This is a genomic window from Paenibacillus sp. AK002, from assembly GCF_053903045.1.
Map to the genome: position 1 here is coordinate 1,886,005 of NZ_CP096377.1, position 12,520 is coordinate 1,898,524.

The following is a 12,520-nucleotide window of genomic DNA, read 5'->3' on the forward strand; positions in this document are numbered from 1 at the left end:
AAGGGGTACTCTTTATTACCCGCTGCATTGTCATTTTAAACATCGAAATTCCATGATTAGTTAGCAGGTAAATAGGGTAATAATGAGATAGACTTTGTTTTCGATAAAGGAGGATGTCACTCATGTCAAAAGGAAACACAGTTCAACTCAAAGCCAATGTGCGTGATGAATTTACCCGGGCTTCTCGCCGAGAGCTTCGCGAAAGCGGCGGACTTCCCGGTGTTGTATACGGTGCGGGGGAGGAAAGCATCCCCGTAGCTGTTGATTTCAAGGATACGGCCAAGCTGTTCCACACCGGGCGTTCCGAGGTGTTTCAGCTAGATATTCCGGGCTCTGGCAAAGTGCCGGTGTTGATTAAGGATATTCAGAAGAGACGCGGCAACGTATCCCATGTGGACTTCCTGCGCATCTCCATGAACAAGCCGGTTCGTGTCAGCATCCCTGTGGATTATCAGGGTACTGCTGCCGGAACGAAGTCCGGGGGCATCCTGCAAACCCAGGTCACGGAAATCGAAGTAGAGGGTTTGCCGGGCGATCTGCCAACCACCCTGGAAGCGGATGTATCCGCGCTGGAGATTGGGGACAAGCTCACGGTAGCTGATCTTAAGGTGCCGGAGGGTATCACATTACACGCTTCGGAAGAGGAAATTCTAGCCACGGTCATCGTGCCTCGCGCGGTGGAGGCGGCGGAGACCGAGGGTGAAGCGGACGCTGAGGAAGCGAATGCGGAAGAGGCCAAAACCGAAGAATCATAATAAGCATGATAAAAAGGCGCTTGCTTTGCTGGTATCCAGCAGGGCAGCGCCTTTTTTGGCGCAAGGTAGGAATGGCTTTATTTAACCTTGCGGTCATGAATGCCTTTGTAACTGATCGGAGCGTCCCCGAAGTATTTGTTCCATATGGTCAAATACGTTCCATCCTGCTGCATGGTAGCCAGGGCATTATCCACGGCCGCCACGAGATCCGGATTCCCTTTCACAAAGGCTGCGGAAATCTCGGATACTTGATCGGCGGATTCGGCGGCAGCGACCGGCATTTCCGGGAACTGCTGCTTCAGGTTGGTCACCGATAGCTGGTCCGAAATGACGGCATCCAGGTCTCCATTTGCGAGCTTGTTAGCGGCGTCGGATATATATTTAATCGGGACCGCTTCCGCTCCGTACCGCTTGGCCATATCCTTATAGATTCCGGTTGGGTTCAGGCCGACGCGCTTGCCCTTGATATCCGAGAAGGTACGGATCTGAGCTTTGCCCGAGGAATGAACCAGGAGGACGGGGGTAGAGGATAAGTAAGCGACGGAAAAATCATAGAGCGCCCGCCGGTCCGGCCGGTCTTCGATCTGGTTGAAGACGGCGTCGTATTTACCTTCCGTCAGCCCTGGCAGCAGATTCTCCCACTCGGTCTCAACGAATTCGGCCTTTAGCTCCATATGACGGGCAACCTCTTCAGCGATTTCCACATCGAATCCCGTAAGTATTCCGCCTGTACCATGGTAACTGAAAGGGGGATAATCCCGTTCCGTGGCGATTCGCAGGGTTCCGCGTTCCACGGCATTCCGAAGCAGGAAGCCGGTGTTCACCCGGTATGGATTAACGCCCATGTTCGGGGACGGGACCCGGTCGTTGCTGTTCACCGTACAGCCGCTAAGCACAATGGAACCGAAGAGAGAAAGCAAGCAGGCAAGACTGACATAACGTATCGATTTTGTTCCGCGCATGACTCCAAAAACCATCCTTTCTTTATTCACGGTCCTTCGAGGCCCATTTCGTAAAGTTAGCATGTCCCAAAGGATGGTTCATATATTCGCGAAATGTCAGTGCCCGGCCATAATAAAGCGTACTAATTCAACGTAAGAGTAAACGAACAAAAGAGGCCTTGCCTCCTCCGGCTGCAGCAGCAGCAGAAAGCGCAAGGCCTCTTATCGCTAGAATCGGTTGGAGCTCACTCCGGCAAGACTTAAAGATAACGCCGTTTCCTGGTTAACGGGCCATCCATCCGCCGTCCACGCATAACACATGCCCGTTCATGTAATCCGAAGCGGCGGAAGCGAGGAACACGGCAGGGCCTCCGATATCCTCGGGCTTGCCCCAGCGTCCGGCCGGAATGCGGTCCGTAATGGACGTGCGGCGATCCTCGTCCTGACGGATGGCTGCCGTGTTATCGGTTTCGATGTAACCGGGAGCAATGCCGTTCACCTGGATGCCGCTGGCTGCCCATTCGTTGGCCAAAGCCTTGGTTAAGCCGGCAACGCCATGCTTGCTCGCCGTGTAACCAGGCACGTTGATTCCGCCTTGGTAGGACAGCATGGAGCAAATGTTAATGATCTTGCCGCTGCCGCGTTCGATCATATGTCTCCCGGCCAGTTGGGACAGCAAAAATACGGTGTTCAAATTCAAGTCGATCACGTCAAGCCAATCCTGCACGCCGTGATCCTTGGCCGGGGTCCGGCGGATAATGCCGGCATTGTTTACCAGAATGTCCACATGCCCGGTCAGCTCCAGCGCTTGATCAAAGGTCTGCTGAAGTTTGCTTTGATCGCTTAAATCAACCCGAATCTCGGAGGCTTTTCTGCCGAATCCCTTGATGGCTTCAATCGTTTCGGCGCTTGTATTCATGGACACGGCAACGATATCCGCGCCGGCCTCGGCCAGCGCTATGGCGATGCCTTGCCCCAGTCCGCGGGCCGAGCCGGTGACGATCGCCGTTTTGCCTGATAAATCAAACCTGTTCATGCTCCGTTATTCCCCTCTCATATGTTCGCTAAATGGATGCAGTACGAAACTAGGCGGTTCGTTATAGAGGTAAGAGTCTCAAAGCGGGCGGTTACAGCATGGTAACGCCGGCTCCCTCGTATTGCTTTACCGTCCCGGGAGACAGCCCCGCATCGGTCATGATGCCGCTGATCTCCTGCAAGGATGAAAAAGTCCGTAAGGCCGTCTGACCGAATTTATGATGATCGACGACGGCATAAACCTCCGCCGAGGTTTCGATTAAGGCCCGTTTGAACGGAATCAAATCCCCGGTATAGATGGACAATCCATGGTCAAGATGGACGCCCGTGGCGGATATAAAGGCTTTTTGAATGTTCAGCTGCGTTACGTACGCTACGCCTTCCGGGCCTGCGAGCATGTTCCGCACCCGGTAGCCCCCCGGAACGACCAGCCGGATATGATTCTTGGTCGCCAGCTCGCTGATGATATAGACATCGTTCGTAATGACCGTTAACGGCATATCCTCCAGCCTGCGGGCGATCTCCAGCGTGGTGCTGCCGCCGTCAAGGGCAATGATGTCGTCCGTGTTGATATGCTTCAGTGCCTTCTGCGCGATTTCGGTCTTCTCATCCGGGTGCTTGGCCAGCGGTTCTTTTGAGGGCAGGATGCCGAATTGGTCGCTGTGGGCCAGCACGGCACCGCCGTGCACGCGGACGATCAGGCCCTGCTCCTCGAGCTTGGTCAAATCCTCGCGTATGGTTTTTCCGGTTACCTGAAGCTGCTGGCTCAAATCGGCGACGGTCACTTCTTTATGGGTTAGAAGGTACTCCATTATTTTTTCATAACGTCGTAACGGGTTCATATGGTTCTCAACTCTTCCGTGGGTTAATGGATATTCCCCTCTATTTTAAATCCTTCATGGACACGGGGTCCATATCATCATAACGTTTGTTGTCCCCGGCCATGCCCCAGATAAAGGTATAGTTGCTTGTGCCCACTCCGCTGTGGATCGACCAGCTCGGCGAAATCACGGCCTGTTCGTTGCGCATGACGATGTGGCGCGTTTCGCTTGGTTCACCCATCAGATGGATGGCAACCGCATCCTCCGGCAAGTCAAAATAAAGATACGCCTCCATGCGTCTTGGATGCGTATGGGCAGGCATCGTGTTCCACATGTTCCCTTCCTTCAGCAGGGTCATGCCCATGACAAGCTGGGCACTCTGAATGCCTTTTTGATGAATGAAGCGATAGATCACGCGATCATTGGAATTTTTGATGTCACCCAAAGCGCTGGAATCGGCTTCTTCAAGGGTGGCTTTGGCCGTCGGGAACGATTGGTGGGCCGGCGCCGAATTCAAATAGAATTTGGCCGGATTGGCCGGATCGGTGCTTTGGAAAATGACCTCTTCGGTGCCCATGCCAACGTACAGGCATTCTTTGTTGTTCAGCTCATGCTCCGTCCCGTCAACCAGGACGGTACCGTGTCCGCCGATATTGATGATGCCAAGCTCACGGCGCTCAAGGAAAGAGGAAACGCCCAGCTCTTTAAGGTCGGTATCCAGCTTGACCTGCTCCCGTACGGGTGCGGCACCCCCGATAATCAAACGGTCTTCATGCGTCAGGACCAGCTCCAGCTTGTCGGGCGTAAACAGGACGGGTATATGGAATTCCTTGCGAAGCCGTTCCGTGTCAAATTGTTTCACTTCATTCGGATGTGAGGCATAACGTCTTTCCATTTCATGTCATCTCCTTAAGAGTCATTTTATAATCTATTCATAACGTTCATATAAGTACAAATTACTCCATTTGCGTTCATATTACAATAGCCAAAATCCAAAATGAACGAATTGTTGAGTCTTGAAAAGCCGTTCTCCCCCATTTTTACCGACTGAAAAGGGGGAGGAAAGGGAAGAATTAGCTTGAGAAGATATGACAAAGGATGAGCGGACGAACAAGGCTCCTCTAGTTTAAGAAGTTATAAAGCGATCAAAGCAGGACTAGGAGATGGGAAGCCCCTATGAAACGAATGATGGTTATCTTTGCTGCTCTGCTGGCAGTAACCGGTTCCCAAACGGCAGCCGACGTGCCTCATTATCCATTTCATCAAGCCAGGGAACGGGAGGCCTGGATCAGGTCCGGGGATGATCGCGACCAGTCCTGGGTCAATATCGCCCATCGGGGGGCGTCGGGTTATGCGCCTGAGAATACGATGGCTTCGTTTGTCAAAGCGTTTGACATGGGAGCGGATATGCTGGAGCTGGATGTTCAGCTGAGCAAGGATGGAGAAGTCGTGGTGATCCATGATTCCACGGTTGAGCGAACCACGGACGGGCAAGGAGAAGTGGGCGGCCTAACCCTGGAGGAGCTGCGGCGGCTGGATGCGGGTTCGTGGTACGATTCGTCGTTCAAAGGAGAAGTCATTCCGACATTGGCGGAGGTGCTTGAGCACTTCGGTGGCCGGATCGGCTTGCTGATCGAATTGAAATCGCCCTCCCGGTACCCGGGCATTGAGCAAAAGGTTGCAGGCGATTTGAGAAGATATGCCGCCCAGACTGATGGACTAAGGTACAAGGACCTGATTATCGTTCAGTCTGCCGATACGGATTCGCTGGTTCGGTTCCGCCAGCTGATGCCCGATATTCCGCTTGGCGTAGTTATCACCAGTTCGGGCGACTTATCCAAGCAGCGGCTGGATAGTATGAAGGAGTACGCGGAATACGTGAGTATCTCGATGAGGCTCGTCTCCAAGGGACTGGTTCAAAAGATCCATCAATCGGGGATGAAAACGATGGTGTGGACCATTCGGGATATGCTGCAAATACCTTACGTGCTTCAAATTAACGTGGACGGCATCATTACGGATTATCCGGACCGGGTGCCGATTACGATTTCGAACAGGAACATGATCAGATAAATAATGAACGACGGCAGCTCTTGAGAAATCAAGGGCTGTTTTTATTTTATGTTAGTAAAAATAACATATTATAATGAAAATTCATTCTATTATTATATAAACACAAATTAAATGTTACTTTATATAACATAAAATAACGGAAATGCACGACAATTTTACTAAAAATGAAAAAACGAAATAAAATTATGTAAGAATTATTGACACGGGAAATATAAGGCAACTATAATGTGGAATAACGAACAGAGTAGAGAGGTTATAGACGGAATGTTCGGAAACGGAAAAAGGGAGTGGGGAACCAATGAAAAAACAAAGCGTAATCGTTAAAGGATGGGCCTCGTTTGTATTATGCGCCATTTTAATGTCAGGCTGCGTGACGGAAAAGGAAACCGCTCCAACCGCCGGAGCGGGTAACGGGAGCCCGCCGGTAGAAGCCGCAGGCGATTCGATCAAGGTCGGCATTCTTCACTCGCTCAGCGGAACGATGGCGATCAGCGAGGTGTCCGTTAAGGATGCCGAGATACTTGCGATCGAAGAGATCAATGCGGCGGGCGGCGTGCTCGGCAAGCAAATCGAACCCGTGATCGAGGACGGCGCCTCGGATTGGCCGACCTTCGCGGAGAAGGCGGGCAAATTGCTGCAGCAGGATAAGGTTGCCGCCGTATTCGGAGGCTGGACCTCCGCCAGCCGGAAAGCCATGCTCCCTGTTTTCGAACAAAACCACGGTCTCTTATTCTATCCGGTTCAATATGAAGGGCTGGAATCCTCCCCTAACATTTTCTATACGGGCGCAACAACCAATCAGCAAATCGTGCCTTCGGTGTCCTGGCTGCTCGAGAACCGCGGCAAAAAAATGTTTCTGCTCGGCTCCGATTATGTGTTCCCAAGAACGGCCAACAAGATCATTAAGGCCCAACTGACGGCCGAGGGCGGCGAGCTTGTGGGAGAGGAATACACGCCGCTGGGCCACACCGATTTCAGCACGATTATAGCCAAGATCAAAGAAGCGAAACCCGATATCGTCTATAACACGCTGAACGGCGATAGTAATGTGGCCTTCTTCAAGCAGCTGAAGGATGCGGGCATTACCTCCAAGGACATGACCACGCTGTCCGTAAGCGTAGCGGAGGAGGAAATCCGCGGCATCGGCGCCGATATCCTGGAGGGCCATCTGGCAGCCTGGAACTACTATCAGTCCACGGATACTCCGGAAAACAAAGCTTTTGTTGATAAATACAAAGCGAAATACGGCGCTGACCGGGTCACAGCCGACCCGATCGAGGCTGGTTATACCGCGGTGTACTTGTGGAAGGCTGCGGTAGAGAAGGCGGGAACCACGGACGTGGATAAGGTGAAGGAAGCGGCCAAAGGCATTGAGTTCGCCGCCCCCGAAGGCAAAGTGACCATCGATGGCGACAATCAGCATATTCATAAAACGGTGCGCATCGGCGAGGTGCAGGCTGACGGACAGTTCAAGGAGCTCTGGAACTCGGGCGAACCCGTCAAACCGGACCCCTATCTGAAAACATACGATTGGGCAAAAGGTTTGAGCGGTGAATAAAACTTCATCTCATGCATGAAAGGCCTGCGGGCCTTTCGTGAAAGGAGGTTCATCCCGGATGGATATGACGATCCTGCAGGTGTTTAACGGACTGAGCGTCAGCTCGATATTATTATTGATCGCGCTCGGCTTGGCGGTAACGTTCGGCTTAATGAATGTCATTAATATGGCCCATGGCGAGCTGATTATGATCGGCGCTTATTCCACGTACGTTACCCAAGGCTTGTTCTCCGCCTATATGCCGAAATCCTGGTTCGATACCTATTTCATCGCCGCATTGTTAGTATCCTTCATGGTTGCCGCTGCGGTCGGCTGGCTGCTTGAAATGGTGCTTATCCGCCATCTGTACGGCAGACCGCTGGATAGTCTGCTCGCCACATGGGGCGTCGGGATGATGCTGCAGCAGATCGCAAGGTTCATCTTCGGCGCACCGAACGTGGCCGTAACCAGCCCTTCCTGGCTTAACGGCGGGCTTGCGATCACCTCAAGCATCATCCTTCCTTACAAGCGGCTGTTCATTGTATTGCTTGTGGCCGTCGTCCTGACGGCGATGTATCTTTATATTTACAGAACGGTTCAAGGCCGAAGAATGCGGGCGGTGATGCAGAACCGAAGCATGGCCGGTTGTCTCGGCATTTCGACCCGGCGCGTGGACGGACTGACGTTTGCGATCGGCTCGGGCATCGCCGGTATTGCCGGCTGTGCCTTGACGCTGCTCGGCCCGATCGGACCATCGATCGGGACCTACTATATCGTCGATGCTTTCATGGTGGTGGTGCTGGGCGGCGTAGGAAAGCTGGTCGGCACGGTTGCCGGAGCGCTGGGCATCGGCGTGTTCAACACGCTGTTTGAGACCTATACTTCGGCTTCCATCGGCAAAGTGCTGGTGTTCGCCTGCATCGTGGCTTTCCTGCAGTGGAAGCCCCGCGGGCTCGTCGCGCTGCGAACGCGCAGTTTGGATTAGAGAGGAGGGGAATGCATGGTGCTGAAATGGTTGACAGGAAACCCCGGCGGCCGATCGAAACGGATTCTATGGAGCGCGGTGCTGCTTCTGATGTGTTTGGCCCCCTTGTTCACGACCCCTTTTCGCCTCGGATTGCTAACGAAATTTTTGGCTTTGGCGATCCTGGCGGTCGGGCTTGACCTGATCTGGGGGTACGGCGGCATTCTGAGCCTTGGACATGGCGTGTTCTTCGGGCTGGGTGCTTATGCCATGGCCATGTATCTGAAGCTGGACGCCAGCGGCTCGGCCCTGCCTGATTTTATGGGATGGAGCGGGGTGGCGTCCCTGCCCTGGTTCTGGGAGCCTTTCCGGTCGTTCCCGGCGGCCTTGATACTCGGGATGCTGCTGCCGGCCCTGCTGGCGTTGATACTTGGATTCTTTACGTTCCGCAACCGGATCGTCGGCGTGTATTTTACGATTCTGACGCAGGCCCTGGTCATGATCGTGGTTACACTGTTTGTCGGCAAGCAGGAGTGGACGGGGGGCACGAACGGGATTACGGGGTACAGCTCCGTTTTGGGATTTAACCTGAATGCGCCCTCCACGAAAATAGGATTGTATTTTATTACGCTGGCCGCTTTGGCAGGAGCCTATATTCTATGCAGAAGAATTGTGAACAGCCGCGTGGGCCAGGTGCTGGAAGCGTCGAGGGATGGGGAGAACCGGGTGCGGTTTCTGGGATTCGATCCTTCCCGCTACAAAACCTTTGCGTTTGCCGTATCGGGGGGCTTGGCCGGGCTAGCCGGCATGCTGTTTGTGCTTCAGGTCGGCATTATTTCGCCGTCCATGATGGGCATCGTCCCGTCTATTGAAATGGTGCTCTGGGTCGCGCTTGGCGGCAGGGGAACGCTGATCGGCGCCATAATCGGCGCCGTGCTGCTGAACGCGGCCAAGACCGGGATCAGCGAAGCTTATCCCGAAGGGTGGCTGCTGGTATTGGGCGCTTTGTTTGTCATTGTTGTGGTCTTGATGCCGAAAGGATTGACGGGATTGTGGAGCAAGGCGACTTCGTCATTATCCAAAAGAGGGAGGACTGTCCATGCAGCCGTACGCAAAGAGAGCTGATGTTTCGCTAGCCGCACATGGGGAAGTCAGGGGCATCGGCATGTCGCCCACCGTGCTGTCCGCGGAAAATATAACGGTGGCCTTTGGCGGGTTCGTAGCGGTAAACGGCATGAATCTGGCGCTTCGCCAGCATGAGCTGCATTTTCTGATCGGCCCGAACGGGGCAGGGAAGACCACGATGCTGGATGTGATCTGCGGAAAGACTAAGCCTGGGACGGGGCGGGTGCTGCTCGGCGACGGTCTTGAGATTACGAGGAAGCGGGACTATGAAATCGCGGGTCTCGGCGTGGGCCGGAAATTCCAGGCACCGTCGATATTCCCCAACCTGAGCGTCAAGGAAAACCTGGAGCTGACCGTCGATTCGGACCGAAGCGTGCTCCGGGCGCTGAAGGTCAGGAGAAATCGATGCACTACGTTCGAGATGAAGAAGGTGCTGGAATTGATCGGACTTCCCGATCGGCTTCATGTTCGGGCAGGTTCCCTGTCGCATGGAGAGAAGCAGTGGCTGGAGATCGGCATGCTGCTGCTTCAGAAGCCGCGGCTTCTGCTGCTGGATGAACCGGTAGCGGGAATGACGGACGAGGAAACGATGAAGACCGGCGAGCTCCTTCAAGGCATTGCTAAGGAATGCTCCGTCGTTGTGGTCGAGCACGATATGGAGTTTGTACGTTCTTTTGCCGCCAAGGTTACCGTCATGCATGAAGGGAAACTGCTGAAGGAAGGATCCATGCAGGAGATTCAGCGCGATCCGGTGGTGGCCGAGGTTTACCTTGGAAAAAGGAGGGAGGCGAATGCTCAAGCTGCAGGGCATTGAATCGGGTTATGGGGAGAGTGCCGTCCTGCGCGGCGTGTCCATGGTCGTGGACCCCGCAAAGATTGTATGCCTGGTTGGGCGCAACGGAGTCGGAAAAACCACGCTGATGCGAACGATAACCGGGCAATTGAAAATCCGGCAGGGGCGGATGAGCCTTGGCGAGCAGGAGGTTACCGGCTGGGATTCCGTCAAGAGAGCAAGAGGCGGGATCGGGTATGTCCCGCAAGGGCGCGAGATTTTCCCCCAACTCACTGTAAAAGAGAATCTGCTGCTCGGCCTTGAGCCATGCGTGCCTCGTACGAAGACATTCCCGGAAGAGGTGTTAGCCCTGTTTCCGGTACTGCCGCAAATGTATCACCGCCAAGGCGGCGATCTAAGCGGAGGACAGCAGCAGCAGCTTGCTTTCGCGAGGGCGCTTGCCTCCCGGCCCAAAGTGCTGCTGCTCGACGAGCCGACCGAAGGAATCCAGCCTTCCATCGTGGAGGAAATTCAAGACGTCATCCGCGGGATCAAAGCCAAAGGAGAAACGTCGGTCATTCTGGTGGAGCAGAGCATCGAATTCGTCCGAAGCGTGGCCGATTATATCTATGTCATGGATAAAGGGACGATCGTAGCCGAAGGGGTGCAGGATGCCATCGATATGGAGCAGTTCGAGCATTATTTGACGGTCTAAAGATTTTTCATGAGAGTTGGTTCGCATTTGGAGGTAGAACGTCACTGAGATTGAATGATAGAGGTTGTCTCTATGGGTTCGCTCGTTGTTACCTATAGGGGCAGCTCTTTTTTAATTTTGATCTTGCTATTTTGGAGATGCGGAGGTAGAATGTGAGTGATTCAACTTGTACGTACATCTTTTTATGGTCATTCATTTACATGTAAAGGTATGTACAAGTTAGTGAGCAATCATTCGTACAGGAGGCGTTATAATCATGAATTTGAAACCGCATACTTTTTGGTTTGTCACCGGAAGCCAGCACTTGTATGGTCCCGAAACGCTGGAGCAGGTCGCCGAGCACTCCCGCATCGTGGCAACGGAGTTTGACAAAGATCCTGTATTTACGTACCCCATTGTATTCAAGCCGATCGTAACGACACCCGATGAAATATACAACCTGATTCTTGAGGCTAACAACGATGAGTCCTGCGCAGGCATCATGACGTGGATGCATACGTTCTCCCCGGCCAAAATGTGGATCGCGGGCCTATCCCAATTGCAGAAGCCGCTTCTTCATTTCCATACCCAATTCAACCGGGATATTCCTTGGGAAACGATTGATATGGACTTTATGAACCTGAACCAGTCCGCACACGGCGACCGTGAGTATGGCCATATCGGTGCCCGCCTGGGCATCGCCCGCAAGGTCGTTGTGGGCCACTGGGAAGACGGGGAGGTTCGCGGCAGCATTGCCGGCTGGATGCGGACTGCCGCGGCCTATGCCGAAAGCCGCAGGCTGAAGGTGGCCCGCTTCGGCGACAATATGCGTCAGGTAGCGGTAACCGAAGGGGACAAAGTGGAGGCGCAAATCAAGCTTGGCTGGTCCGTGAACGGTTACGGCATCGGCGACCTTGTGCAGTCCATGAACGAAGTCGGCGATGAAGAGGTCAAGGCGCTCCTGAACGAATATGCGGAGTCGTATTCGATTACCAAGGAAGGGCTTAGCGATGGTCCCGTGCGCGATTCGATTGCGTACCAAGCCCGGATCGAGATTGCGTTGCGTCGTTTCCTCGAGGAAGGCGGCTTCGGCGCATTCACGACGACCTTCGAGGATCTGCACGGAATGAAGCAGCTCCCAGGACTCGCCGTGCAGCGCTTGATGGAGTCCGGTTACGGTTTCGGCGGGGAAGGGGATTGGAAAACAGCGGCCCTGACACGCGTGTTGAAGGTGCTTGCAGACAATAAAAGCACATCCTTCATGGAGGACTACACCTATCATTTCGAGCCGGGAAATCATATGATTCTCGGATCGCACATGCTGGAGGTATGCCCGACCATCGCGCTGGATAAGCCGACGCTTGAGGTTCATCCGCTCGGGATTGGGGGCAAGGGAGATCCGGCGCGACTCGTGTTTAACGGCCAAGACGGCCCTGCCGTCAATGCTTCCCTGATTGATCTCGGGCACCGCTTCAGACTGCTGGTGAATGTGGTGGACGGCGTCAAGGTGGAGCAGCCGATGCCGAAGCTGCCGGTGGCCCGCGTGCTGTGGAAGCCGCAGCCATCTCTTCGCGAATCTGCGGAAGCGTGGATTTTGGCCGGCGGCGCGCACCATACCGTACTCTCTTATGCCATGACGGCCGAACACTTAAGCGATTGGGCGGAGATGACCGGCATTGAAGCGGTCGTTATCGACAAGGATACAACGATACCGCGCTTCAAGAACGAGCTCCGTTGGAGCGAAGCCGCATACCGTCTGCGGTAACTGGTTCTGTCGGCATTCGCCTGGCCTGTGTTACAATA

The 12,520-nt window shown here is 54.0% G+C and carries 12 protein-coding genes; 8 read left to right on the forward strand and 4 right to left on the reverse strand.

What is annotated here, in order from left to right; genetic code table 11:
- Positions 1-122: 122 nt before the first annotated feature.
- Positions 123-755 (forward strand): 50S ribosomal protein L25, encoded by a 633-nt coding sequence (locus tag M1D70_RS08060; RefSeq protein WP_456289595.1) that lies wholly within the window; start codon positions 123-125, stop codon positions 753-755.
- Between the two features lie 77 nt (positions 756-832).
- On the opposite strand, the gene M1D70_RS08065 is transcribed toward M1D70_RS08060, so the two are convergent.
- The 4 genes from M1D70_RS08065 to kduI all read right to left on the reverse strand — a co-directional run bounded on the left by M1D70_RS08065 (position 833) and on the right by kduI (position 4,447).
- A complete protein-coding gene (locus M1D70_RS08065) occupies positions 833-1,717 on the reverse strand; it encodes a transporter substrate-binding domain-containing protein (RefSeq protein ID WP_433938951.1) in 885 nt (294 codons plus the stop codon).
- Between the two features lie 262 nt (positions 1,718-1,979).
- Entirely contained in the window at positions 1,980-2,732 is a 753-nt protein-coding gene (gene kduD / locus M1D70_RS08070; protein ID WP_009591832.1) for a 2-dehydro-3-deoxy-D-gluconate 5-dehydrogenase KduD, read from the reverse strand.
- A 91-nt stretch (positions 2,733-2,823) separates the two neighbouring features.
- Positions 2,824-3,573 carry a DeoR/GlpR family DNA-binding transcription regulator gene (locus M1D70_RS08075; protein ID WP_009591827.1) on the reverse strand — a complete coding sequence of 250 codons (750 nt, stop codon included), beginning with the start codon at positions 3,571-3,573 and terminating at the stop codon, positions 2,824-2,826.
- Positions 3,574-3,613: 40 nt separating this feature from the next.
- Positions 3,614-4,447 (reverse strand): 5-dehydro-4-deoxy-D-glucuronate isomerase, encoded by an 834-nt coding sequence (kduI, locus tag M1D70_RS08080; RefSeq protein WP_009591835.1) that lies wholly within the window; start codon positions 4,445-4,447, stop codon positions 3,614-3,616.
- 281 nt (positions 4,448-4,728) lie between these two features.
- Between kduI and M1D70_RS08085 the strand changes: the two genes are divergently transcribed.
- The 7 genes from M1D70_RS08085 to araA all read left to right on the forward strand — a co-directional run bounded on the left by M1D70_RS08085 (position 4,729) and on the right by araA (position 12,482).
- A complete protein-coding gene (locus tag M1D70_RS08085; protein WP_456289596.1) occupies positions 4,729-5,625 on the forward strand; it encodes a glycerophosphodiester phosphodiesterase in 897 nt (298 codons plus the stop codon).
- Between the two features lie 298 nt (positions 5,626-5,923).
- Positions 5,924-7,183, forward strand: a complete 1,260-nt coding sequence (gene urtA, locus M1D70_RS08090) for an urea ABC transporter substrate-binding protein (RefSeq protein ID WP_456289597.1) — start codon at positions 5,924-5,926, stop codon at positions 7,181-7,183.
- A gap of 58 nt (positions 7,184-7,241) precedes the next feature.
- Entirely contained in the window at positions 7,242-8,147 is a 906-nt protein-coding gene (gene urtB, locus M1D70_RS08095; RefSeq protein ID WP_009590878.1) for an urea ABC transporter permease subunit UrtB, read from the forward strand.
- 15 nt (positions 8,148-8,162) lie between these two features.
- The gene (gene urtC, locus M1D70_RS08100) at positions 8,163-9,251 is read left to right on the forward strand and encodes an urea ABC transporter permease subunit UrtC (protein ID WP_456289598.1); all 1,089 of its coding nucleotides are present in this window, start codon (positions 8,163-8,165) and stop codon (positions 9,249-9,251) included.
- On the forward strand, positions 9,226-10,065 hold the full coding sequence (urtD, locus tag M1D70_RS08105) for an urea ABC transporter ATP-binding protein UrtD (protein ID WP_009590879.1): 840 nt from the start codon (positions 9,226-9,228) through the stop codon (positions 10,063-10,065). Before urtC ends, urtD begins: the two co-directional genes overlap by 26 nt.
- Positions 10,043-10,738, forward strand: a complete 696-nt coding sequence (urtE, locus tag M1D70_RS08110; protein WP_009590880.1) for an urea ABC transporter ATP-binding subunit UrtE — start codon at positions 10,043-10,045, stop codon at positions 10,736-10,738. Before urtD ends, urtE begins: the two co-directional genes overlap by 23 nt.
- Before the next feature lie 256 nt (positions 10,739-10,994).
- On the forward strand, positions 10,995-12,482 hold the full coding sequence (gene araA / locus M1D70_RS08115; protein ID WP_456289599.1) for an L-arabinose isomerase: 1,488 nt from the start codon (positions 10,995-10,997) through the stop codon (positions 12,480-12,482).
- Positions 12,483-12,520 lie beyond the last annotated feature (38 nt).